The sequence below is a fragment of the Streptomyces hawaiiensis genome (genome assembly GCF_004803895.1).
GTDB classification, from domain to species: Bacteria; Actinomycetota; Actinomycetes; order Streptomycetales; family Streptomycetaceae; genus Streptomyces; species Streptomyces hawaiiensis.
This window is the reverse complement of the sequence record NZ_CP021978.1, coordinates 2,554,295-2,578,614: the sequence shown is the minus strand read 5'-3', so window position 1 is coordinate 2,578,614 and position 24,320 is coordinate 2,554,295. Positions and strand designations below refer to the sequence as shown.

Below are 24,320 nucleotides of genomic sequence, written 5' to 3'. Positions count from 1 at the left end.
ATGCGATGCGCCTGACAAGACTCCTGGGGGTCCTGGCCGCCGGACTGGCCCTGCCGCCTTCAACGACCAGTTGCTCACCGTCAACCCCTGCCGGCTCCAGTACCTGTACCAGGGCATGGACCCCTCGGCGAGCGGCCCCTACAACACCCTCCCGTGGCGGCTGGGTCTGCTGACGCAGACCAACTCGACCTGCTGAAGGATCCGCTGAAATTTCTTGCCAGCGGTTTCAGGACTCTTGCTGTAAGCGTTTCGACGGCGATACGGTCGCGCGGGGTCGGACCCGAGAGAGCCGCGATGCAAGGAGTCCACGTCAGTGATACCGAGATGGCGTGCGCCCGCAAGGCGCAGAACCGCCCGTGCCGGACGGGTCGCCGCGGTCACCGCCACCGCGCTGGCCGCAGCACTCGTCCAGCCGCTCGCCGCCGGGGCGGCCACCCCTCCGGCACCCCCGTCCGACGCCGCGCTGGCCGCCGAGCCCGCCCGGCACGACGCCACCCGTGAGCAGTTCTACTTCGTCCTGCCGGACCGTTTCGCCAATGGCGACCCGCGCAACGACGACGGCGGCCTGACCGGCTCCCGCCTCACCACCGGCCACGACCCCACCGACAAGGGCTTCTACCAGGGCGGCGACCTCAAGGGCCTGACCAAGCGGCTCGACTACATCAAGGGCCTGGGCACCACCGCCCTGTGGATGGCCCCCATCTTCAAGAACCAGCCCGTACAGGGCACGGGGGCGAACGCCTCGGCCGGCTACCACGGGTACTGGATCACCGACTTCACCCAGGTCGACCCGCACTTCGGCACCAACAAGGACCTCGAGACCCTCATCGACAAGGCCCACGCCAAGGGCATGAAGGTCTTCTTCGACGTCATCACCAACCACACCGCGGACGTCGTCGACTATGAGGAGAAGTCGTACGACTACCTCTCCAAGGGGGCCTTCCCCTACCTGACGAAGGACGGGAAGCCGTTCGACGACGCCGACTACGCGGACGGCGAGCGGGACTTCCCGGAGGTCGACCGCGACTCCTTCCCGCGCACGCCCGAAGCGACCCGGAAGAACAAGGTCCCCTCGTGGCTCAACGACCCGACGATGTACCACAACCGGGGCGACTCCACCTTCGCCGGTGAGAGCTCCACCCACGGCGACTTCTCCGGCCTCGACGACCTGTGGACCGAGCGGCCCGAGGTCGTCAGCGGCATGGAGAAGATCTACCGGCGCTGGGTGCGGGACTTCGACATCGACGGCTTCCGGATCGACACCGTGAAGCACGTCAACATGGAGTTCTGGACGCAGTGGGCCACCGCCCTCGACGCCTACGCCGCCCGGCGGGGCCGGGACGACTTCTTCATGTTCGGCGAGGTGTACTCCGCCGACACGTCCGTCACCTCGCCGTACGTCACCCAGGGCCGGCTCGACGCCACACTCGACTTTCCCTTCCAGGAGGCGGCCCGCCAGTACGCCTCGCAGGGCGGCAGCGCCCAGCGGCTCGCCAAAGTCTTCGGCGACGACTACAAGTACACGACCGGCAAGGCCAACGCGTACGAGCAGGTCACCTTCCTCGGGAACCACGACATGGGCCGGATCGGGTCCTTCCTGAAGCAGGACGACCCGAAGGCCACCGACGCCGAGCTGCTCAGGAAGGACAAGCTCGCCAACGAGCTGATGTTCCTCAGCCGCGGCAACCCCGTCGTCTACTACGGCGACGAGCAGGGCTTCACCGGCCCGGGCGGCGACAAGGACGCCCGGCAGACCATGTTCGCCTCCCGTACCGCCGACTACCTCGACGACGACCGGATCGGCACCGACCGCACCCACGCCGAGGACGCCTACGACACGAAGGCACCGCTCTACCGGCAGATCAGCGCCCTCGCGGGACTCCGCAAGGCCAACCCGGCCCTCACCGACGGTGTCCAGCAGCAGCGCTACGCGGCCGACGGCCCGGGCGTCTACGCCTTCTCCCGCACGGACGCGAAGAACGGCACCGAGTACGTCGTCACCTTCAACAACGCGGGCGAGGCGAAGACCGCGACCTTCCCGACCGGCTCGGCCGGCATGACCTTCAAGGGCATCCACGGCACCGACGCCACCCTGAAGAGTGACGGCGACACGTTGCTCACCGTCACCGTCCCGGCCGGCTCGGCGCTCGTCCTCAAGGCGTCCCGCAGGCTCGCCGAGCCCGCCACCGCCCCGACGGTCACCCTGAAGGCCCCGCAGGCCGGCGCCACCGGCACCGTCGAGCTCAGCGCCGACGTGGACGGCGGGCGGCTCAACCGGGTCGTCTTCGCCGCTCAGACCGGCAACGCGAAGTGGCAGGTCCTCGGCTCCGCCGACCACGCCCCGTACAAGGTCACCCACACCATCGGGAAGAACGTGGCACCCGGCACGGCCCTGCGCTACAAGGCCGTGGTGGTCGACGCGGCCGGCCGTACCGCGAGCGCCCTGGCCGCCTCCACCACCGGCACCCCGCCCGCCGAGGAGCCGCCCACCGCGTCCTCCCGCGACTACGCGATCGTCCACTACAAGCGCGCCGACGGGGACTACGCCGACTGGGGCCTGTACGCCTGGGGCGACCTCGCCGAGGGCGAGACCACCGAGTGGCCGAACAGCCACCCCTTCACCGGCCGCGACGCCTACGGTGCCTTCGCCTACGTCAAGCTGAAGCCCGGCGCCTCGAACGTCGGCTTCCTCGTCATCGACAAGGACGGCGACAAGGACGTCGCCGCCGACCGCACGATCGACGTCACCAAGACCGGCGAGATCTGGATCGAACAGGGCAAGGAGACCGTCACCACCGAGCGCCCCGACTACCCGGCGCCCGACAAGGGCAAGGCCGTCCTGCACTACCACCGGGCCGACGGGAACTACGACGGCTGGGGCCTGCACGTCTGGACCGGCGCCGCGAACCCCACCGACTGGTCGAACCCCCTTGAGCCGGTCAAGACTGATACCTATGGCGCAGTCTTCGAGGTACCGCTCACCGACGGAGCCACCAGCCTCAGCTACATCCTGCACAAGGGCGACGAGAAGGACCTGCCCACCGACCAGTCGCTCGACCTCAAGGCGAACGGCCACGAGGTGTGGCTGGTGAACGGCCAGGAGAAGTACCTGCTCCCGCAGCCCGCCGGCTCCGCGGCCGCCCTCGACCCGACCACCTCCAAGGCGGTCTGGATCGACCGGAACACCCTCGCCTGGAACGGCTCCGACGCCGCCGCCTCCACCCAGTTGCTCGCCTCCCGCGACGGCTCGATCGCGGTGCGGGACGGCGCCCTGACCGGTGACGCGACGTGGCTGCGCCTGTCGAAGAGCGAGCTGACCGACGCCCAGAAGGCGAAGTTCCCGCATCTGAAGGAGTACGACGCCTGGACCGTCGACCCCCGCGACCGCGACCGGGTCCGCGAGGCCCTGCGCGGCCAGGTCGTCGCCACACAGCACTCGGCGAACGGGGCCGTGCTCGCGGCGACCGGCGTCCAGATCGCCGCAGTCCTCGACGACCTGTACGACGCCACGAAGGCCGGCCTGGGGCCGACGTTCCGAAAGGGCCGCCCCACGCTGTCCGTCTGGGCGCCGACCGCACAGCAGGTGTCCCTGGAGATCAGTGACTCCACCGTGCCGATGAAGCGCGACGCCGCCACCGGCGTCTGGTCCGCCACCGGCCCGAAGTCCTGGAAGGGCAAGCCCTACCGGTACGTCGTGAAGGTCTGGGCGCCCAGCGTCCGCAAGGTCGTCACCAACAAGGTGACCGACCCCTACGCCCTCGCCCTCACCGCCGACTCCGAGCGCGGCCTCGTCGTCGACCTGGACGACAGGGCGCTCAAGCCCTCCGGCTGGTCGGCGTACACCAAGCCCAAGGCCGTACCGCTGCGGGACGCGCAGATCCAGGAGCTGCACATCCGGGACTTCTCCGTGGCGGACCGGACGGCGAAGCACCCCGGCACCTACCTCGCCTTCACCGACAAGGCCAGCGACGGCTCCCGGCACCTGCGCGAGCTGGCGAAGGCGGGCACCTCGTACGTACATCTGCTGCCCGCGTTCGACATCGCCACCATCCCGGAGAAGAAGGCCGACCAGGCGAGGACCGACTGCGACCTGGCCTCCTACCCGGCCGACTCCGACAAGCAGCAGGAGTGCGTCGGGAAGACCGCCGCGAAGGACGCCTACAACTGGGGCTACGACCCGTACCACTACACGGTCCCCGAGGGCTCCTACGCCACCGATCCGGACGGCACCGCCCGCACGGTCGAGTTCCGCGAGATGGTCAAGGCCCTCAACGACGACGGGCTGCGGGTCGTCATGGACGTCGTCTACAACCACACCGCCGCGAGCGGCCAGTCGGACACCTCCGTCCTGGACCGGATCGTGCCCGGCTACTACCAGCGGCTCCTCGCCGACGGCTCGGTCGCGAACAGCACCTGCTGCGCGGGCACCGCCACCGAGAACGCGATGATGGGCAAACTCGTCGTCGACTCGGTCGTCACCTGGGCCAAGGAGTACAAGGTCGACGGCTTCCGCTTCGACCTCATGGGCCACCACCCGAAGGCCAACATCCTCGCGGTCAGGAAGGCCCTCGACGCGCTGACCCTCGCCGAGGACGGAGTCGACGGCAAGAAGATCATCCTCTACGGCGAAGGCTGGAACTTCGGCGAGATCGCCGACGACGCCCGGTTCGTCCAGGCCACGCAGAAGAACATGGCCGGCACCGGCATCGCCACCTTCTCCGACCGTGCCCGGGACGCCGTGCGCGGCGGCGGCCCCTTCGACGAGGACCCCGGCGTCCAGGGCTTCGCGTCCGGCCTGTACACCGATCCCAACTCCTCGAAGAACAACGGCACTCCGGCCGAACAGAAGGCCCGCCTGCTGCACTACCAGGACCTCATCAAGGTCGGCCTCACCGGCAACCTCGCCGGCTACCGGTTCACCGACACCGCCGGCCAGGAGGTCAAGGGCTCCGAGGTCGACTACAACGGCGCCCCCGCCGGATACGCCGATGCGCCGGGCGACGCCCTGGCCTACGCCGACGCGCACGACAACGAGTCCCTGTTCGACGCGCTCGCCTTCAAGCTGCCCGCGTCGACGAGCCCCGCCGACCGGGCCCGGATGCAGGTCCTCGCCATGGCGACGGCCACCCTCTCGCAGGGCCCGGCCCTCTCCCAGGCGGGCACCGACCTGCTGCGCTCCAAGTCCCTGGACCGCAACTCCTACGACAGCGGCGACTGGTTCAACGCCGTCCACTGGCGGTGCGAGGACGGCAACGGCTTCGGCCGCGGCCTGCCCATGACGGCCGACAACGCCGACAAGTGGCCGTACGCCAAGCCGCTGCTGACCAAGGTCGAGGTGGGCTGCGAGCAGATCGAGGGCACCTCGGCCGCGTACCGCGACCTGCTGCGGATCCGGAGCACCGAGAAGGACTTCTCCCTCGGCACGGCCGGGCGGGTGCAGTCCCGGCTCTCCTTCCCGCTGTCCGGCAAGGACGAGACACCCGGCGTGATCACCATGCGGCTCGGTGACCTCGTCGTCGTCTTCAACGCCACGCCTCAGCGGCAGGAACAGCGCGTCCCCGCACTCGCCGAGGCCGGGTACCGGCTGCATCCGGTCCAGGCGGCGGGGGCGGACTCCACCGTCAGGTCCTCCTCCTATGCGGCGGAATCGGGCACGTTCGCGGTTCCGGGGCGCACGGTCGCCGTCTTCACCCGGGCCGCCGGATAGCGCACGACGTGGGGTGGGGCAGGCCGTGACCCACGGGCTGCCCCACCCCCATGTGCCGGACAGGCTCTAAGGTGAGCCCACTGGCCCAGAAAACTGGAGTACTGATGCCGCAGATCACCGTCGACTATTCCGCCGACCTCGCGGACGGCTTCGACCGGCCCGGATTCGCGAAGGCGCTGCACGAGGCGACGGTCGAGATCGCGGCCGCCAAACCGCCGGCGTGCAAGACCCGGTTCCGCCCGACCGAGGACATCGTGGTCGGCCCCGAGGCCGAGGGGCACGCCCATGTGCACGTCCACATCGCGCTGCTCGCAGGCCGCACCGACGAGACCAAGGCCCGGCTCACCCAGGCCGTGCTGGAGCTGCTGCGGACCCACCTCAAGCCCGCCGAGGGGCTCGCGCTGCACGCCTCCGCCGAGGTCCGCGACCTGGACCCGTCGTACGCGAAGTTCGAGAGCTGAGCCGGCTCAGCTCGCCAGGGCGATGAGCCGGCCGGCCAGCAGCGCGAACGGGCCGTCGGCCGGCTCGTCCTTGACGATGCCCCGCAGCAGCGCGGCCATCTCCTCGTCATAGGCGGCACTGACCGCGGCGAGGGCGGCGAAGTCGTTGACGAGCTGGGACTCCAGCTCCTCGCGCGGGATCCGCCGGCCGTCCAGCCAGATCAGGGCCGTCGACTCGGCGAGCGAGATCCAGGAGCGGACGACCAGTTCGAGGCGCGCGGGCGGATTGGTCACGCCCAGGTGCGAAAGGATCTGGACATACGCGGCCTGCCGTACGGAGTCGACGAGCGCGTTGGTCGTCGACGAACCGACGGCCGGGCCGCCGCGCATCAGTGCGGAGAAACCGGGCCCGTGCTCGTCCACGAAGTCGAAGTAGCGGCGCATTACACGCAGCAGCCGCGCCCCCAGCGGACCCTCGTGCGGTTCCACGAACCGGCCCGCCAGATCGTCCGATGCCCGCTGCAACGCGGCTTCGTACAGGCTGAGTTTGCCCGGGAAGTAGTGGTAGACCAACGGGCGTGAGATGCCCGCGGCCGACGCTATCTCGTCGATGGAGACCTCGTCGGGCGAGCGGCGGCTGAACAGTTCGAGGGCGACGCCGATCAACTGCTGCCGCCGCTCCTCGACTCCCATTCTGCGGCGAACCCCGGTAGTCATACGAACACCTTACCGATCGATTCCGGCCTCGAACGGGCCGGATCGATCACGGGGTTCGCCCGGCCTCACCGGACGGGCCCGGAAACCGCCCCGTCAGCGCAGGCCGCGGAGCGAACGCCCGTCCTTCAGGGTCCCCTTGAGCTGAGCCTGTGCTCCCTGCTCGGCCGGCACGGTCAGCAGACTGCTCTGCGCCACCCCGTCCACACCGCCCGTTGCCCGGATCGACGCCGTCTTCCGGCTTCCGGCGGCCAGCAGGTACCAGTCGCCTGCCTTCGACTTCCACAGCACCCCGGCCAGCACGTGCGGGTCCCGCGGCCCGCACGCCGGGACGTTCTCCGCCTTCGCCGCCACCGCACCGTACGCCCCGCCCGGGGTGTGGAACTGCGCCAGCACCCGCGCCCCGCCGCCCCGCCAGGTCTCGGCCCGCGTGCACACCCACGCCGCAGAGCCGCTCGCGTCGGGCAGCGACTGCGTGTTGAACGCCCAGGCGTTGACGCTCCGCACCCCCGCCGAGCGCACCGTGCCCAGCGAGCAGGCGAACGGCTGCCAGGTGCGCAGCGCCGCGGCACCGGACACCTCACGGGGTGAGCCCGGCCGTCCGGCGGTGAGCCGGGCCGGGACCAGCTCGCCGAGGTCGGTCAGCAGCCGCGTCGTGCTGCCGTCGGTCATTTGCAGCACGTTCCACGAGGTGCAGGGGCCGGACCGCAGGGCCGGACTGGCCAGTGGCGCGGTCACCCCGTCGGTGAGCGTGAGGTCCATCGCGCCGGAGACCGGCTTCATCAGGTCCCGCTCGCCCGCCTTCCTCACCCAGGGGGCCGTCAGATAACGGACGTTGCCGTCGGACCGGCCCAGGACCACCGCGCCCGCCTCGGCCCGGCCGGCCCCGTCGACCCGGGCGAAGTCGAGGGCGGCGCCCTGCGTGCCGTCCTTCGGCTCGGCGTACCGGGCGATGCGCAGACCGTCGTAGAGGATCACCACGCGCGCGGCGTCGACCGTCCCCGCGTACAGCAGCTGGGGCGGTCCGGCCGGGCCGCCGGAGAGGGTGCCGGGGGTCGCCGACACCTGGACCGTCTCGCCGGGGCGGGCCCACACGGCCAGGGCGCGGCGCAGCAGGGCCCGGTCGTCGGTGCGGTCGCCGCGGGCCGGCCACACGGAGAAGTCGGTGCGCGCCGAGCTGCGCCACGCGCCGGGCGGGACCCGGGTCAGCTTCGCCGGGTCCAGGGCGGCCTGCGCGGCCGGGTTGCGCGCGTACGGGGGTGCCGCGGCGCCCTCGGGGCCCCAGCCCTCACCGGGCAGGCCGAGCAGCGCACCGCACACCAGCAGGGCTGCACCGGCGGCCAGTGCGGCCTTCAGGTGCTGGCGGCGGCGCATCAGGTCGGTGGGGCGGGCCTGGAGCGAGCAGGGGTCGAACTCGGGGGAGTCGAGCAGCCCGTACTGGGCGGGGATCCCGTCGGCCTCCAGTACCGCACCCTCCGGGTCGGCGACGCCCGCTGCCGCGAGGACCTTGCACACCCCGTCGTCCGTGAGCCGCTCCAAGCCGCGCAGCGCGTAGGCGGCCCGGGCCGGGCCCGACAGGGTGGCCAGCCGCTGGTCCAGGGCGAGTTCGTCGGCGCCGCCGGAGCGCGGGAACAGCTTCAGGCCCCACACGTGCGGCAGCAGCGGCGGCAGCTGGGACCTCTTGGGCCACGCCTTCGCCTTCAGCGGCAGCCCCGCCTCCAGCGCCGTGCGCAGCACCTGGAGACGGATCAGTGCGTACCCCGGGTCGCCGTCCCGGCCGGTGGACTGGGCCGGGATCACCGGGGCCGGGGTGCGGTTGCGGGGCAGGGCCCGCTGGGTGAGAGCGTGCGCGGCCAGGACGCGGCGGCTGCGGCCCAGCCGGGGTGGCAGCACCAGGTAGGCCAGCCGGACGAGCCGCGGGTAGTGCTCGACGAGCGCGGCCTCGGCCTGCTCGACGTCGACGACCGGGCCGGCGGGGGCGGGGGGTGCGGGGCGCTGGGCGACATCCTGTGACTGCACGTTCAGCAGAACGAGCGAATCATTGGATGGTCACCTGCTGCGGAGCGTCACGCCTGCGGGTGCTCGGCCGGTTCCACGAGCAGCCGGGCGTAGTTCGCCGTCGACCGCTGGTAGCGCGGCAGGTGCGGGGCCAGGGCGCCCAGGGTCAGCGCCAGGGCCTCCCGGTCGCGGCCGAGACTCGACAGGCACAGGGCGAGGAAGGCGCGTACGGGGTCGTCCAGCTCGTCGGACGGGGCGACCAGCTCGGGCGTCAGCAGCGCGACGCCCTCCTCGGCCCGGCCGGTGTTCCGCAGCGAGCTGGCCAGCTGGATCTTCGTCCGGCGGGCCTTGTGGGGGCTGACGTCGGCGAGGCCGTTGTCCAGCGCCTCGCGGTACAGCGGGACCGCCTGGTCCGAGCGGCCCGTGGAGTCCCAGGCGCAGGCCTGCTCGAACGGGCCGTGCGGGCTGCCCTCGGGCAGCTCGGCGACGAGGGCGTCGACGTCGGCGCGGAAGCGGGCCTCGTCTTCCTCCGTCTCGGCGTAGTCGTCGAAACGGTCCCACAGGGCGGCCACGCGGTCTTCCCAGTCCTGATCCACCGGGACACCCTCGCACAGGTGTGCACACCGAGGCAGCGGAATTTGAGCACGGCGGGCGCCGCAGCCGTATCGAAGGCGAGAGCCTCTTGCCGGGGCTCCGTGCGGCATGCGTCCGGACCGTGCCGACAAGGACCGGAGGAACAGATGAGGGTGACCCGACCGATGCTCGCGCTGAGCGGCGCGGTGGTGATACTGGCGCTGGCCGGCTGCGGCGGATCCGGCGGCAAGGACGAAGCGGCCGTCCCGGAGGCGGTGACCGGCAGCCTGGAGCACATCGCGGCCGAGGCCGACTGCAAGCCGAACATGCAGACCGACGCGGACACCATCCGCCAGGCCCTCTGCAAGAAGGGCAAGGAGAAGTACGTCCTCGCGACCTTCGCCACCGACCGCGGCCAGCGCGAGTGGCTGAACAGCGCCAAGGACTACGGCGGCTACTACCTCGTCGGCCGCAAGTGGGTCGCCGTCGGCCAGCAGAAGACGGTCACGGCGTTGCAGGGCGCCCTCGGCGGGACCATGGAGGAGGGCTCCGAGCATATGAACCCCGGCGGCAGCCACAACAAGGGCGGTCACGGCGGCGGCAGCGGCCACGGCTGACCGCACGGAATATTGGGCAAGCGAAAGCCGGCGGTGGGAATTCCCACCGCCGGCTTTTCACCGGGTGAGGACTACTGGCAGTCCTCGCCGTTGTTGATGCACTGGACCATCTCGTTCATCACGTTCTCGTCGAAGAAGTTGATGAAGTCGTTGTGGTCGGTGATCGGCTTGTGCAGCTGCTCCGGGAAGGAGTCGAGCGCGAAGGCGTTCTGCACCTGCCCATTGTTGATCTGCGGAGCCTGGATGTCGTACACCAGACGGACCTGCAGCTGGGGAATGGCCTGGAAGCCGTTCGAGCAGCTGCCGTCCGCCTCCACGAAGTCCACGTGGGTGCGGTGGTTGGCGCTGTCGGTGTTCTGGCCGTCCCAGCAGCTCTGGAAGTTGGACGTCCGGACCACGGAGCTGCCCTCGGGGCAGAGCGGGTACTTGTCCGTCACCTGCCGGTCCTCGAAGCCGGTGCAGCTCCACGCGGTGTTGGCGTTGTTCAGGCCGTTGGTGAGGGACTTGGCGTCACCGGTGATGATGCGCAGGGCCTTCGGCATCGCGACGACGTCGCCCGTCCGGTTGCCGACGAACTTCAGCTGGGCCTCGCTGGGGCCGACGATCTTGCCGACGTTGCCGTCCTGACCGCCACCGGGCTGACCCTGGTCGGCTTCCTGCGTGCCGTCCTGGATTCGGATGACCGGCCAGAAGTACGTCGACTTGTCGCCCTGGTTCTGGCAGCTCGTCTGGCCGTTGGCCAGGTCCTCGTCGCTCGCGAAGGCGTTGTTGTTCTGGTTGCCGACGTAGTCGTGCATGTGCTGCGCACCGTTGGAGACGCCGGGCGCCGCGATCACGTTGTCCGAGTTGCGGTTGTTGTTCTCGTTGGTGCCGCAGTTCGTGGTGAACGTGCCCGTGGAGCCGCCGTCGCCGTTCGCGGGGAGGCCGTTCGGCAGGTTGCGGGAGTTGGGCTGGACGTCCTCGATGTTGATGAAGTCGTCCGCCGACGGGCCGTTGCCGTTCTGCCCGCCGTTGCCGCCCTGCCCGTTGTCCTGACCGCCGTTGTCCTGGCCCTGATCCTGACCGCCGTCGTTCTGACCGCCGTCGTTCTGGCCGTCGTTGTTCTGGCCGTCGTTGTTCTGACCACCGCCGGCCTGGCCGTCGTTGGTGTTGGCGTCGGCCGCCATGCCCTTGCACTCGGCGAGCTGCTCGAGGTTGCCCGGGGCCTGACCGCCCACCCGCCGGATGTTGATGCCGATCCGGTCGATGACCGCGACACGCTTCGACTTCAGCGGGCCGAGGATGGCGTTGTTGACGAAGCCCGAGTCACCGGCCTGGGCCTGACGCGTGGAGGCGAGCCGGGTGTAGGCCTCGCTGATCTGCTTGTCGAGGTTGGCCAGCTCCTTGTCCACCCCCTGGCGAGCACCGTCCGGCACATCGGTCAGCTTCTGGCCTACGTCCGGGCACTGGATCGTGGCGATCTGCGCACCCGCGGCCTTCGTCTGGTTCGCCGAGTTCTCCTCATGTGCCGAGGCGTAGAAGTTTGCCCAGATCAGCCCGCCCCCACCGAGCGCTAGGGCCGCCGATGCGGCAATGGCCTTGGTGGCCAGCGGCGTACGGCGTTTTCTTGTGTTGCGTCCCATGGAACTCCTCTGACTTCCTTTTTCGGGGGCATCGAGGCGCCCGACAGGAGTGAAGCGGCTCCCTTCCATACGGAAGGCGTCCCACGGGTGTTCAGGGGTCCCGGAAATTGATGCGAGATTCGTGAGGGACCTGTGTTCTCAACAACCCCTGAAGCACCGGGAGTTGCCGATCACCCACAATGAGTGAAGAGATGGGTCCGGTTTCACCGGCCGTGGTCGAGATAGGCGAGAACCGCCAGCACGCGGCGGTTGTCGTCGTCCGAGACCTCCAGTCCCAGCTTTGCGAAGATGTTGGCGGTGTGCTTGGCGATCGCCCGTTCCGTCACGACCAGCTTCCCGGCGATCGCCGCGTTGGTCCGGCCCTGTGCCATCAGCTCCAGCACCTCCCGCTCCCGGGGCGTCAGCCGTGCCAGCGGCCGGTCGTCGCCCGAACGGCGGGCCAATAGCTGCTGGATGACCTGCGGATCCATCGCCGTACCACCGGCGGCGACCCGCCGTACGGCGTCCACGAACTGCTCGGCGTCGAACACCCGGTCCTTCAGCAGATAGCCGATCCCGCCGCTGCCGTCGGCGAGCAGCTCACGCGCGTACAGCTGCTCCACGTGCTGGGAGAGCACCAGCACCGGCAGTCCGGGCCGCTTCCCGCGGGCGTCGAGCGCGCACTGCAGGCCCTCGTCGGTGTGCGTGGGCGGCAGACGTACGTCGACCACGGCGACGTCCGGGTCCAGCTCGGCCAGCGCGGCGGCCAGTTCGGGCCCGGACTCGACGGCCGCCGCGATCTCGAAACCGTGCGCCTGCAGCAGCCGGACGAGTCCGTCGCGCAGCAGGAAGAGGTCTTCGGCCAGCACTACGCGCAAGGGATCTCCACGGTGACCATGGTGGGGCCGCCCGCGGGACTGCTGACGGCCAGGACGCCGTCGAATGTACCCAGTCGCCGCTCCACCCCGGCCAGCCCCGAACCGGCCCCGATCACCGCACCGCCCTTGCCGTTGTCCGTGACGCTCGCCCGCAGCATGCCGTCCGCCTGGTGCAGGTCGACCCAGATCCGGTCGGCGCCCGAGTGCTTCACAGCGTTGGTGAGCACCTCACTGACGGCGAAGTACGCGGCCGACTCCACGGGCGCCTGAGCCCGCTGGGGCAGGTCCACGCTCACCTCGGTGGGAACCGGCAGCCGCAGCGCCAGCGCCCGGACCGCGTCGCCCAGGCCGCGCTCGGCGAGGACCGGCGGGTGGATGCCGCGCACCAGCTCCCGCAGCTCGGACAGCGCCTCAACCGAGGACGTGCGGGCCTGCGCGATCAGCTCCTTGGCCTGCGCCGGGTCCTTGTCGAGGAGCGCCTCGATGGTGCCCAGGTCCATGCCGACGGCGACCAGCCGGGCCTGGGCCCCGTCGTGCAGGTCCCGCTCGATGCGCCGCAGTTCGGCGGCGGAGGCGTCGACGGCGTCGCGCCGCGTCTCGGTCAGGATCCGCACCCGCTCGGCCAGTTCGCCCTGGTTGCTGCCGAGCACGGCCCGGGTGAGCCGGAAGTGGACGTCCAGCAGGCGCGGGGTGAAGAAGTGGGCGAGGAACAGCAGCACCAGGCCCAGGGCCGCCGCTCCGAACGCGGAAGCCTGCCCGCTGACCGGCACGAACCCGTACCAGTACCCGTCGGGGAAGACCCGCCACAGCCCGATCGCGAGCGCGAACCCCTCCAGCGGATAGAGGAACAGCACCGCCGGCAGCAGTGCCGTGACGAACCCCGCGGTCATGTCGACCGGCAGCCACCGCAGGTCCCGCCAGGTCGCCGGGTCGCGCAGCATCGCGAAGGTGCGCGCCCAGGGGTTGGCGTCCTTCGGCAGCGGCCGGTACGCCGGGGGGATCCGCACCCCGCCCCACTCCGCCGCGAGCACCCGCCGCCCGTTCGCGAACGCCCGCACCCCCGTGAGCACGTACGGCGTCGTGACGAGCCCGACCCCGATCGGGATGAGCGCGATCGACACCAGGGACAGGCAGAAGCACAGCACCGCCCCCGGCAGGGAGAGGAGGGCCAGCGCCAGCCCCCGCACCGCGGCGAGCCCGATGCCCCGCCCTGCCGTCCGCCCGTTGCCGTTCTTCGTGTCCATGGTCATGGCGTCAGTCTCGTCGAGCGCGCGTGCCGGGTCACGGGGCCGGGACACCCGGTGGGGGGTGGTGCTACGTACACCTCGTGCGCCTCAGCCGGCCGCGAGCACCTTCGCCTCCACCTCCGGGTCGAGGCCCGAGCGCGGCCGGTCCGGGCGCTGGGGCGCCACACCCCCGACGTCCTCAAGCCACCGCCAGGTGTCCGCCACCGTCTCCTCGACGGGCCGGCAGACCAGCCCGGCCCCGACCGCCCGGGAGACATCGGCGCTGTGCAGGGCGTCGTGCAGGTCGCTGCCCGGCGGCACCCACACCGGCAGCTCGGTCCACGGCTCGATGCCCGCCTCCAGGATCACCCCGGGCTCGGTCCAGCGGAGTTCGGCGACGCCGCCGGTGACCCGCACGCAGGCGTCCAGCAACGCGCCCATGGTGGCGTGCCCCTGCGGACTGACCAGGTTGTACGGCCCGCTCAGCGCCCGCTCGGCCGCGTGGAGGATCCACCCGGCCAGGTCGCGCACGTCCACGTACTGGAGGGGCAGTTCACGCGGGCCCGGCGCCAGCACCGGCCCCCCGCGTGCCGTCCGGCCCAGCCACCAGGGCAGCCGGCCGATGTTCTCGTACGGGCCGAGGATCAGCCCCGACCGTACGAGCACCGACCGGTCCGCGCCGAAGGCGTCCAGCACGGCCAGCTCGCCGCCCCGCTTGTCCTGCGGGTACGCGCTCTGCTCCGCGTCGGCCGACGCCCCCTCCACCAGGGGCGCGTCCTCGTCGTACCCGGCGGGCGGGGCCCACGCGTACACCGAGCAGCTCGACACGTACACGTATTGGCCGGCGCGGCCCCGCAGCAGCCGCGCCGTGTCCCGCACGGCGCGGGGCGCCGCCGACCACGTGTCGACGACGACGTCCCACTCGCCCGGATCCTCGTCGAGGGCTGCCAGGCCGCCGGGCGCGGTGCGGTCGCCGAGCAGCGACCGCACGCCCGGCGGCGCGTCGTGCCGCCCCCGGTGGAAGACGGTCACCTCCCAGCCCCGCCCCAGCGCCGCCTCCACGACGGCCCGCCCCACGAACTCCGTACCACCCAGCATCAGTAGCCTCATGCCGGTGACTCTGCCCGGTGGGGCGAGGGGACGGAACGGGGATCTGCTGTCAGCAGAGGCGGCGCGGCGGGACAGGGCGTGCGGGGGCGTGTCTCAGTGCGCTGTCGGCGGCACGTACGTGTAGCCCACGCGGCGCACGGTGCGGATCGTGTCGCGGTGCTCCACGCCCAGCTTGCGGCGCAGGCGGGCGATGTGGACGTCGACCGTGCGGCCGTCGCCCACGTGCCCGTAGCCCCACACCGTGCCGACCAGCTGGTCGCGGGTGTGTACCCGGCCCGGGTGCGCCACCAGGTGCGCCAGCAGCTCGAACTCCAGGTACGTGAGGTCGAGGGGCCGTCCGGCCACCCGGGCGGTGCGCTGCACGGTGTCGACCCGGATCAGCGGCTCGCCGCCCGGCTCGGCCACGGTCTCCGGGCCGGTGGCCTGCGGCAGGTCGGGAACCGCCACCGGGAACGGCGGCTGCTGGTCGGCCGGGACGAGCACCAGGTAGCCGATCATCGGCGGCTGCCCCGGCAGGACGGGCAGGGTGTGCTGCGGCGCCGGCAGCCAGGTGGCACCCGGCAGCAGGTCCGCGACCGTCACCACCTCGTCCCGGTCGACGGCACGCAGCCGATGCCGGGGGCCGTGCGGCGCGGGGGCGTTGTGAGGGGCGGCGGGGGACAGAGAACGAGTGGTCGCCATGAGAGGTCAGCTCTTTCGCGCGAGGAGTTCGTCGGGGAGGTCGACGGCCGCGATTCGTGGTCGGGCTCGCCGAGGGACGTACGCGGTTCGCGCTGGCCGAAGGCCGGGTGTACGGCGTTAGAGGGCCGGCGCGTTCATCGCGCGGCAACACACCCGGTCGAAGTCGTGGTCCTGGCGGGACGGCCAGAACGGCTCGAGGTCATGGCGACCCGTCGCGGTGTGCTTCTGGTAGCCGGCCATGGGCCCATTGAAGCAGACACCCGTCCGTGGCAGCAGACTCCTCTCACTGCGTGGACGGTTCCCGGCGGAAAGCCGACCTCGATCCACGACCCGGGCGGTCCCCGGCAGGTTGCGGACGGCGGCCCGGACGACGTAGTCCGGATGCGGGCCGTCACCGAGCCGTACGCCCGCACTCGCCCCACTCCTTCGGTCCCCAGGACGGCGCACGGTACGCAAAAGAGGCGCCCGCCAAGACGGCGGGCGCCTCCCTCGGGAAAGCGTGTGGATCAGGCCTGGCCGGCCTTCTCCAGCGCCGAGCAGCAGGTGTCGACGATCAGCCGGGTCACCACGTACGGGTCGACGTTGGCGTTCGGGCGGCGGTCCTCGATGTAGCCCTTGCCGTCCTTCTCGACCTGCCACGGGATGCGGACCGAGGCGCCGCGGTTGGAGACGCCGTAGGAGTACTCGTTCCACGGGGCGGTCTCGTGCAGACCGGTCAGGCGGTCGTCGATGCCGGCGCCGTAGTTCTTGACGTGGTCGAGCGGCTTGGAGCCCTCACCGAGCGACTCGCACGCGGTGATGATCGCGTCGTAGCCCTCGCGCATCGCCTTGGTGGAGAAGTTGGTGTGCGCACCGGCGCCGTTCCAGTCGCCCTTGACCGGCTTGGGGTCGAGGGTGGCGGCGATGTCGAAGTCCTCGGCGGTGCGGTAGAGCAGCCAGCGGGCCACCCACAGGTGGTCGGAGACCTCCAGCGGGGAGACCGGGCCGACCTGGAACTCCCACTGGCCGGGCATGACCTCGGCGTTGATGCCGGAGATGGCGAGACCGGCCGTCAGGCAGTTGTCGAGGTGGGCCTCGACGACGTCACGGCCGAAGATCTCGTCCGCGCCGACACCGCAGTAGTAGCCGCCCTGCGGGGCCGGGAAGCCGCCCTTGGGGAAGCCGAGCGGGTAGCCGTCCTTGAAGAACGTGTACTCCTGCTCGATGCCGAAGATCGGCTCCTGCGCCGCGAACCTCTCCTCGACCTCGGCCAGCGCGGCACGGGTGTTGGTGGCGTGCGGGGTGAGGTCGATGTTCAGGACCTCGCACAGCACCAGGATGTCGTCGCCGCCGCGGATCGGGTCCGGGCAGGTGAAGACCGGCTTGAGGACGCAGTCCGAGGCGTGGCCCTCGGCCTGGTTGGTGGAGGACCCGTCGAAGCCCCAGATCGGCAGCGCGTCGAGACCGGCGGGAGAGCCCGCGATGATCTTCGTCTTGGAACGCAGCTTGGCCGTCGGCTCGGTGCCGTCGATCCAGATGTACTCAGCCTTGAAGGTCACGGGCCTCATCCTTCGGGGTGTGTCTAGGCGCGATGCGGGTGCTGCGGCGCTGCGGCACTGGGGCGCCGCCTCAGCTGCCCGGCAGCCTGTCAACAGGCGATTTCCCGGCCATTGCTCGGATGTGAACCCCGTGTTACCTGGCGCTGCTGTGCCGCACTTCACGCCGAGAGGGCGTTTTGCCGGGGCGGTGCCGGTCACCGGCTTCCCTCCGTCAAACCGGTGACCGGCGCCGCACGGCCCGGACACGCCGGTCCTGCTGCCCCTGGCCGGGAGCAGCAGGACCGGTGACACGTACGAGGGGGCGGCCGAGGGGGTGGCCGCCGCCTCATCCCTTCAGCCGGCCGTACGGCGTCACCCCACCTTCTCGATCAGGGCCCGGCGGATCAGGAACTTGCCGGGCTCACGGACCTGTTCGAAGGCCGCGTTGTTGAGCAGCGCACAGCTGCCGGAGACCGAAGTGACCTCCACCGTCGTGGACTTGTCGTTGTCCAGGTTGGTGACCTTCAGCTTCGTGCCGGCTGGGAACTGGTTGCTGGACGCGGCAGGCGCACCGCCCTCGCCGGAGAGCGTGACAGTGGAGCCGTTGCACACCTGCTGCCCGGAGGCCGCGGCACCGCCGCCGGGGTTTGCGGCGGGGGCGGATGCGGCGGGCTGCGAGGGCTGCGCCGACTCCGCGGGGTCAGCGGGCTGCGACGGCTGTGCGGTCTGGGAGTCCTGAGCCGACTCCCCGACGGCGCACCCCGACGCCTCCTGCTTCCGCTTGATCTCCGCGACGACCGCCTCGCGGTTGGCGATCCGCGCTTCGGACTGCGCGTCCGGGGCGGCCCGCTGGTCCGCGATGAACTTCTGGTTGTTGCCGAGGGCGGTGGCGAGACCCACGCAGACCGTCGACTCCGACGCCGACTTGGGGGTCTGCGCGGCGTTCGACGTGCTCGCCATGACGAAGGCCCCGCCTCCCGCCACCGTCGCCGCGCTCACCAGCAGTGCGATCTTCTTCTTCGTGCCGAGTGTTCTCCTGCGCGACATGCGCGCCTCCTGAAGAGGTAGGGGAGCGTACGCCGCTATGTACGAGATACCGAACGGGGTTACTCAGCGGTTTACAGGAGTCACTGAAGTGACCTGCGCCACATGGGGGATGGCGTGCCGTCAGCGCGACAGGGCGTCCCGCACGGCCTCGTCGGTGCGGCCGACCACCGCCGTTCCGTCGTCCGCGGTGATGATCGGACGCTGGATCAGCTTCGGATGCTCGGCGAGCGCCGTGATCCAGCGGTCGCGCGAACCGGCGTCCCGCGGCCACTCCTTGAGCCCGAGCTCCTTGGCGTCGGCCTCCTGGGTGCGGGTGATGTCCCACGGTTCGAGACCGAGGCGCTCGAGCACGCCCCGGATCTCGTCCTCGCTCGGCACGTCCTCCAGGTAGCGGCGGACGGTGTAGTCGGCACCCTCGGCGTCGAGCAGCGTCAGGGCGCTGCGGCACTTCGAACACGCGGGGTTGATCCAGATCTCCATGTTCACACGGTACGCGCCGGACGGTCTTGTTCGATTTTCCGACACCCCACCCGTACCTCGTAAACCTGCCGTGACGGGACGCCAATTTCCTGCCTCACCTGGGCGTTTGCCGGTCTCTGCGCACTCCCCGTTGTCAGTGCCGGGCGGTAGACTGTAAGCAGTGTTCGAGGGTGGCGCCGGGGATGTCGACGTCTTCGGTGAGCCGCCCGACCGCGACAGGAGGATGCCTGTGCCCGCTGCCGCCCTGAAGTCGAAGCCGTTGCCCACCCAGTCCACCGCGAAGCGTTCCGTCCTGCTCGACCTGCCGTACGTGCCCGTGGAGAAGCGGCCGCTGCCGCCGGGCCGGCCGCGCCAGTGGTACGTGACGCACAACCGCCGCCTCAAGGCGATGCGCCTGGCCATCGCCCTGCTCGACTCGGGCGTCTACATGCCGAACCAGGCCCGCAACGAGACGATCCGCGACGCCGCGGAACTGATCGGCGTCCACCCGCCGTCGGACACGACGTGCCACATGGTGCGGGCGTTCATGCGGTACGCGCGCTGAACCGCTGCGGTCCCAGCGCCGGGTGCCCCGGATCACGGGGTGCCCGGCGCTCGCTCATGCCGCCCGGCCGGGTGCCGTGAAGACCGGCGGGTTCAGGCGGGCGAAGCCCTCCTGGCGCTCGTAGGGGAAGTAGGGGTACGGCGCCGGGCGGTGACTCGCCGCGTCGAGCTTCGCCACCTGCTCGGGGGTGAGGCTCCAGCCGACGGCGCCGAGGTTCTGGCGCAACTGTCGCTCGTCCCGGGCGCCGATGAGGACGGAGGACACGGTCGGCCGCCGCAGCAGCCAGTTCAGGGCGATCTGCGGCACCGCCTTGCCCGTCTCCTGTGCGATCTCGTCCAGTGCGTCGACCACGCCGTAGAGGTGCTCGTCGGAGACGGGCGGGCCGTGGTCGGCGGTGCGGTGCAGGCGGCTGTCGGGCGGGAGCGGTGTGCCGCGGCGGACCTTGCCGGTGAGACGCCCCCAGCCGAGCGGGCTCCAGACGATCGCGCCGAGGCCTTGGTCGAGGGCGAGCGGCATCAGCTCCCACTCGTAGTCGCGGCCGATCAGGGAGTAGTACACCTGGTGCGCCACATAGCGTGGACGGCCGTGCCGCTCGGCGGCCGCGAGGGACTTCATCACCTGCCAGCCGGAGAAGTTGGAGACACCGGTGTAGCGCACCTTGCCCGCCTGGACCAGTGAGTCGAGCGCGGCCAGCACCTCTTCGACCGGCGTCCCGGCGTCGAAGGCGTGGAGCTGGAAGAGGTCGACGTGGTCCGTGCCGAGCCTGCGCAGGGCGTCCTCGCAGGCGCGGATCAGCCGGGAGCGGGAAGAGCCCGCGTCGCCCGGTCCGTCGCCCATCGGCAGGCTCGTCTTGGTGGACACGATCACCTGATCGCGGCGGCCCTTGATCGCTTCCCCGAGCACCTCCTCGGACGCGCCGGCGGAGTAGACGTCGGCGGTGTCGAACATCGTGACCCCGGCGTCCAGGCAGATGTCCACCAGGCGGCGCGCCTCCTTCGCGTCGGTCGTGCCCCAGGCGCCGAAGAGCGGACCCCGGCCGCCGAAGGTGCCGGCTCCGAAGCTCAGTGCCGGGACCATGAGCCCGGACGCGCCCAATCGCCTGTATTCCATCTTGGACCCCTCTCGACGGCGACCCCTGCTTAATGGGTCTGTGGTTCTGTTAGTAGTCACTAAGGTAACGGAGTGGAGTATCTAATGGAACTGGAGTGCCGTTATGCTTGACGGGGGCGAGCCGGGGACCGTACGGCCCGGGGGGCGCACGGCGCGGGTGCGGGAGGCGGTGCTGCGGGCGGCCGAGGACGCCCTGACCGAGCAGGGCTTCACCGGCCTGGACCTGGCCGACATCGCGCGCCGCGCGGGCGTGGGCAAGACGACCGTCTACCGCCGCTGGGGAACGGTGACCGGTCTGGTGACGGACCTCCTGGAGGACATGGCCGAACAGTCCGCGCCGCGCACCGAGACCGGCTCACTGCTCGGCGACCTGACGGCCAACGCCCGCCTCGTGCAGCGCACGTTGACGGACCCTCGGCAGGGGCCGCTGTTCAAGGCGCTGATCGCCGCCGCCACCGGCGACGCGAAGACGGCCGCAGCGCTGCACCGCTTCTACGACATCCGCGTCCGGGAGTGGGCCCCCTGCGTCCGGCAGGCCGTCGACCGGGGCGAGGCACCCGAGGGCACCGACGCGCACGAGGTGGTCCGCGCGGTCTCCGCCCCGCTCTACTACCACCTGCTGATCAGCGGCGGCCGACTCGACGAGGCCACGGCCGACCGGGCCGCCGAGGTGGCGGTGACGGCGGCGAGGGCGGGGGTGTACGTGCGGGGCGGAGGCAAGCTCCGGCGCGTGTGACCGGCGGTGCCGGTCCTGGGCGCTGGCCGACTGGTCGGTGGCGTCGGCTCGATGGAGCGTGGCTGGCCGGGATGCCTTGGCGGGGGTGAGGGCGGCAAGGGGGGCGTAGGTGCGGTGCGGAGGCCAGTCTCGGCGCGTGTGACTGGCGGCGCCGGTTCCGGGCGCCGGCTGGCTGGTCGGTGGCGGTCGGCTCACGGCCCGTGGCTGGCCGGGCTGCCCTGGCGGCGGCAAGTGCGGGGGTGCAGGTGCGGGGCGGAGGCAGGTCTGTGGGACCGGCGAGGCCCGTCCCGGGCGCCGGTCGGCTGATCGGTGGCTGCCGGCCCGACGGGGCGTGCCCGACCGGGCCGTCCTGGCGGCGGCCGGCGTGCCCCGGCGCGGGTGTCCGGTGGGGCTTCCCGGCGGTCGCCCACTGGGCGGCGGCCGTGTCCGCCGCCGTCTCAGCCTGCCGTCAGCTCCTTCTCCAGTGGTGTGCGGAAACGCGGCGTGATCCTGGTCGTCCCGACCCAGCCGCTGAGCCGCTCCGCCTCCGACTCGATCGCCGCGAGGGCCTCCCGGCCGATGCCCTCCCCGGCGAGGATCCGCCAGGTGATCTCCCCGTCGGGCCGCTGCGCCCAGCCGCCGATCACCCGCCCGTCCCACCACACCGTCGGCCCGACGTTGCCGCTGCCGTCGAACAACAGGGGCCGCAGCTCCGGCGCGAGATACCAGTCGCGCTGCTGCCACCCCATCGCCGTCGGGTCGAGACCGGGCAGTAGCGCGGCCCACGGCTCGGGCGCGGGAACCGGGCTTGTGTCGCCCTCGGCGACATACCCCGTGCCCTCGTCCAGTGACACCGGCTCCGCTCCGATCGCGGCCAGGGCCCTGCGGACCTCCGTCACGCGCCACCCCGTCCACCACTTCAGATCGGCCTCGGTCGCCGGACCGCACGCGGTGAGCCACCGTCTCAGCAGCTCCGCCTGCGCCCCGGCCGTGTCCAGCTCGGCATGCTCGGGTGCCACAGCCCAGCGAAACTGACTGGACGTCCAGGAGCCGAGCGGCCGGCCGCGCACGACCTTCCCCTCGACGCCCAGCACCTTCAGCAGCCGGGTCGAGACCGTGTGCATCCCCTCGTAGCTCTTCCCGGGCGCGTACACGAACTGCTCCCGCAGACGCGGCTCGTCCTGGGCGAGTTCGGCCGCCGTCGCCTGCCCGCGCCGGGCGAGGGCGGCCAGCGTCGACTCCTCGACCTCCTTCAGCCAGACCGCGTCCGGCGCCCCGGCCCCGGCCATGTGCTTGAGCAGCGCGGCCCTCTCCCGGGCGGCGACCACCAGACCCGTCGAGGCGTGCACCACGGCGGTCAGGGCCGTGGGGAACACGAACACCGTGTGCCGCATGCCGTGCATCCGCACCAGGGAACGGTCCTCGTACAGGGCCCGCCCGGTCTCCTCGACGGTCCTGGCGGGGTCCGCGAGCCGCGCGCCCACGGCCAGGTAGACCGTCGCCGGGTCCGTGCCGTGCAGCGCGACCAGCGCACCGGCGACCTCCTCGGGCGTCCCCGCCCTGGCCGACCCGGCCAGCCGCTGGCGCAGCGCGAGCCGAACCCGCCGCTCGTCCACGCCGATGTACCGCTGCGCACCCATGACGGCCTCCGCTCGTCGCGCCCCCCGAACGCCTCATCATCTCGGACGCCACTGACAATCACCCCGTCAGACGCCTCAGGCGTACCGCTTCAGCAGCCCCGTCACATATGCCTCCAGCCGCTCGCCCAGCACCTCGGGCGTCAGATCGGTCCGGCCCAGCTCCCGCCACGGCCCCGCCAGCTTCGCCGCGTCGGGGACGTAGGCCAGGGCATCGAGCAGCCGCCAGTACAGATGCTCCGGGCCGTCGGCCAGGCGCCGACCGCCCTGAGCCTCGTAGCGCTCCCGGAAGCCGAGGCCGTACTCGGGTCCGTGCAGCAGTGCGAGTGCTGTCGAGCAGTGGGCGACGTCCAGGTCGGCAGGACCCCACGAGGTCTCCACCCAGTCGACGACACCACTGACCCGCAGACCGGCCCCCGAACCCGTGAACAGGACGTTCCCGGGGTGGAAGTCGCGGTGCAGGAAGCAGCCGTCGTAGGGCGGGGGATCGCGGCGGATGACGTCCACGGCCCGCTCCCACCCCGGGGGGACCGCCGTCGGCGACGTCCATGCCTGGTACGCACGCGGGCGCTCCCGGGGGACGATCCGGTGGATCCGGGCCAGCTGACCCGCCAGCAAGTCCACCCGCGGGCCGAGTTCCTCCTCGTCGACCCGGACCCGCCCCGGCAGCACGGACATCAGCAGGGACGGATGGTCGCAGTGCTCGCCGGTCGCGTCGACGCCGATCAGCTCGGCGGCCGGCACCCCCTCCTGCTCCGCGAGCAGCGTGAGGATCTCCGCCTCGCGGGCCAGCAGCCCGGGCGCATGCCGCCGGAAGAAGGGCTTCACGATGGTCCGCAGGGCCAGCTCGGTGCCGTCGTCGAGGGTGAGCCGCCGCATCTGGGCGCTCCAGCCGCCGGCCAGAAAAGCCGACTTGTCGACCGTACGGCCCTCCGGGAGTTGCCTGGCCACCCACGCGCGGGTCGCCGTCCAGCCATGCTCGCCGAGCCCGGTCAGGACGGCGGCGACGAACTCCCGCCGGTCGTCGGGGTGGTCGCGGAACCACCGGCCCAACCGGTGCCTCGCGTCGGGGAGTTCCCAGTGGGTGAACTGGGCGCGCCGGGCCAGCGCCTGGGAGAACGCCTCCGTCACGGCGGGCGGGATGACCTCGTCCGTGCCCGGCACCGCGAGCACCGCCCGTCCCTCGAACGCCCGCAGGACGTCGAGCCCGGGAGCCGCGTGCCAGCTCCCGGGCCCGCGGATGATCTCGCTGAACCGCCCGTCACCCGCGCCGAACGGCACGTCCCACGCCTCGGCCGCGTACACCGCCGGCGCGCACAGCCCCAGGGCCGCCACCCGGTCCCCGTAGTGCCGCACGAGATCCGCCACCGTCTGGCCGCTCATGCTGAACCCGGCCAGGACCAACGGCCCGTCCACGCGCGCGCGGGCGTCGATGACGGAGACGGCCTGTTCGAAGCGGCGGCGCAGACTCAGTTCCGGCAGCAGGCCCGTACTCTCCCCGTGTCCCGAGAAGTCGAAGGCGAGGGCGTGGCAGCCGTGGGCGGCGAACTCCGCCAGCAGCGGCACCAGTCGCTCCTTGCCGCCGTTGCCCGCACCGTGCAACAGGACGACCGTGGCCCGGGCCCTCTCCCCGCCACCGGAGGCCAGCCCGCTGAGTCGTTCACCGCCGATGACGTGTGTGAAGGGGATCAGCTCACTCATACGGCCATTCCCTCACGCGGCCCC

At 71.6% G+C, this 24,320-nt stretch carries 20 protein-coding genes and 1 pseudogene; 6 read left to right on the top strand and 15 right to left on the bottom strand.

The window, feature by feature from the left end; translation table 11 throughout:
- Positions 1-64 precede the first annotated feature (64 nt).
- The 3 genes and pseudogenes from CEB94_RS40400 to CEB94_RS11885 all read left to right on the top strand — a co-directional run.
- A pseudogene (locus CEB94_RS40400) lies at positions 65-196 on the top strand (non-reducing end alpha-L-arabinofuranosidase family hydrolase); the annotation flags it as partial.
- A gap of 117 nt (positions 197-313) precedes the next feature.
- Entirely contained in the window at positions 314-5,707 is a 5,394-nt protein-coding gene (gene pulA / locus CEB94_RS11890) for a pullulanase-type alpha-1,6-glucosidase (protein ID WP_175432183.1), read from the top strand.
- A gap of 104 nt (positions 5,708-5,811) precedes the next feature.
- The gene (locus CEB94_RS11885) at positions 5,812-6,168 is read left to right on the top strand and encodes a 5-carboxymethyl-2-hydroxymuconate Delta-isomerase (protein WP_175432182.1); all 357 of its coding nucleotides are present in this window, start codon (positions 5,812-5,814) and stop codon (positions 6,166-6,168) included.
- A gap of 6 nt (positions 6,169-6,174) precedes the next feature.
- On the opposite strand, the gene CEB94_RS11880 is transcribed toward CEB94_RS11885, so the two are convergent.
- From CEB94_RS11880 to CEB94_RS11870, 3 genes are all read right to left on the bottom strand, one after another.
- Complete coding sequence (locus CEB94_RS11880; protein WP_175432181.1) at positions 6,175-6,864, bottom strand: TetR/AcrR family transcriptional regulator; 690 nt, start codon at positions 6,862-6,864, stop codon at positions 6,175-6,177.
- Positions 6,865-6,957: 93 nt separating this feature from the next.
- On the bottom strand, positions 6,958-8,880 hold the full coding sequence (locus CEB94_RS11875; protein WP_175432180.1) for a hypothetical protein: 1,923 nt from the start codon (positions 8,878-8,880) through the stop codon (positions 6,958-6,960).
- A 47-nt stretch (positions 8,881-8,927) separates the two neighbouring features.
- Positions 8,928-9,455, bottom strand: a complete 528-nt coding sequence (locus CEB94_RS11870; protein ID WP_175432179.1) for a tetratricopeptide repeat protein — start codon at positions 9,453-9,455, stop codon at positions 8,928-8,930.
- A gap of 144 nt (positions 9,456-9,599) precedes the next feature.
- Between CEB94_RS11870 and CEB94_RS11865 the strand changes: the two genes are divergently transcribed.
- Positions 9,600-10,049: a hypothetical protein gene (locus CEB94_RS11865; RefSeq protein ID WP_175432178.1), complete on the top strand. Its 450-nt coding sequence runs from the start codon at positions 9,600-9,602 to the stop codon at positions 10,047-10,049.
- Positions 10,050-10,120: 71 nt separating this feature from the next.
- Here CEB94_RS11865 and CEB94_RS11860 read toward each other — a convergent pair whose 3' ends face one another.
- The 9 genes from CEB94_RS11860 to CEB94_RS11825 all read right to left on the bottom strand — a co-directional run bounded on the left by CEB94_RS11860 (position 10,121) and on the right by CEB94_RS11825 (position 18,589).
- Complete coding sequence (locus tag CEB94_RS11860; protein WP_175432177.1) at positions 10,121-11,671, bottom strand: DUF1996 domain-containing protein; 1,551 nt, start codon at positions 11,669-11,671, stop codon at positions 10,121-10,123.
- Between the two features lie 203 nt (positions 11,672-11,874).
- On the bottom strand, positions 11,875-12,528 hold the full coding sequence (locus CEB94_RS11855) for a LuxR C-terminal-related transcriptional regulator (protein WP_175432176.1): 654 nt from the start codon (positions 12,526-12,528) through the stop codon (positions 11,875-11,877).
- The gene (locus CEB94_RS11850) at positions 12,519-13,778 is read right to left on the bottom strand and encodes a sensor histidine kinase (protein WP_175432175.1); all 1,260 of its coding nucleotides are present in this window, start codon (positions 13,776-13,778) and stop codon (positions 12,519-12,521) included. The genes CEB94_RS11855 and CEB94_RS11850 overlap by 10 nt, the downstream gene beginning before the upstream one ends.
- 84 nt (positions 13,779-13,862) lie before the next feature.
- Positions 13,863-14,864, bottom strand: coding sequence for an SDR family oxidoreductase (locus CEB94_RS11845; protein WP_246111769.1), 1,002 nt, complete (start codon positions 14,862-14,864; stop codon positions 13,863-13,865).
- 93 nt (positions 14,865-14,957) lie between these two features.
- A complete protein-coding gene (locus tag CEB94_RS11840) occupies positions 14,958-15,545 on the bottom strand; it encodes a winged helix-turn-helix domain-containing protein (RefSeq protein WP_175432174.1) in 588 nt (195 codons plus the stop codon).
- Positions 15,546-15,662: 117 nt separating this feature from the next.
- Positions 15,663-15,785: a hypothetical protein gene (locus tag CEB94_RS41690; RefSeq protein ID WP_267960807.1), complete on the bottom strand. Its 123-nt coding sequence runs from the start codon at positions 15,783-15,785 to the stop codon at positions 15,663-15,665.
- A 266-nt stretch (positions 15,786-16,051) separates the two neighbouring features.
- The gene (gene glnII, locus CEB94_RS11835; protein ID WP_175432173.1) at positions 16,052-17,083 is read right to left on the bottom strand and encodes a glutamine synthetase; all 1,032 of its coding nucleotides are present in this window, start codon (positions 17,081-17,083) and stop codon (positions 16,052-16,054) included.
- 351 nt (positions 17,084-17,434) lie between these two features.
- Positions 17,435-18,109, bottom strand: a complete 675-nt coding sequence (locus CEB94_RS11830) for an RlpA-like double-psi beta-barrel domain-containing protein (protein ID WP_175432172.1) — start codon at positions 18,107-18,109, stop codon at positions 17,435-17,437.
- A gap of 120 nt (positions 18,110-18,229) precedes the next feature.
- The gene (locus CEB94_RS11825; RefSeq protein ID WP_175432171.1) at positions 18,230-18,589 is read right to left on the bottom strand and encodes an arsenate reductase family protein; all 360 of its coding nucleotides are present in this window, start codon (positions 18,587-18,589) and stop codon (positions 18,230-18,232) included.
- 229 nt (positions 18,590-18,818) lie between these two features.
- Between CEB94_RS11825 and CEB94_RS11820 the strand changes: the two genes are divergently transcribed.
- The gene (locus tag CEB94_RS11820; protein ID WP_175436972.1) at positions 18,819-19,133 is read left to right on the top strand and encodes a hypothetical protein; all 315 of its coding nucleotides are present in this window, start codon (positions 18,819-18,821) and stop codon (positions 19,131-19,133) included.
- A gap of 54 nt (positions 19,134-19,187) precedes the next feature.
- On the opposite strand, the gene CEB94_RS11815 is transcribed toward CEB94_RS11820, so the two are convergent.
- Entirely contained in the window at positions 19,188-20,243 is a 1,056-nt protein-coding gene (locus tag CEB94_RS11815; RefSeq protein WP_175432170.1) for an aldo/keto reductase, read from the bottom strand.
- Positions 20,244-20,346: 103 nt separating this feature from the next.
- Between CEB94_RS11815 and CEB94_RS11810 the strand changes: the two genes are divergently transcribed.
- Entirely contained in the window at positions 20,347-20,979 is a 633-nt protein-coding gene (locus tag CEB94_RS11810; RefSeq protein WP_175432169.1) for a TetR/AcrR family transcriptional regulator, read from the top strand.
- Positions 20,980-21,416: 437 nt separating this feature from the next.
- On the opposite strand, the gene CEB94_RS11805 is transcribed toward CEB94_RS11810, so the two are convergent.
- Positions 21,417-22,598, bottom strand: coding sequence for a winged helix DNA-binding domain-containing protein (locus CEB94_RS11805; RefSeq protein WP_175432168.1), 1,182 nt, complete (start codon positions 22,596-22,598; stop codon positions 21,417-21,419).
- A 75-nt stretch (positions 22,599-22,673) separates the two neighbouring features.
- Entirely contained in the window at positions 22,674-24,296 is a 1,623-nt protein-coding gene (locus tag CEB94_RS11800; protein ID WP_175432167.1) for an alpha/beta fold hydrolase, read from the bottom strand.
- Positions 24,297-24,320: the final 24 nt, after the last annotated feature.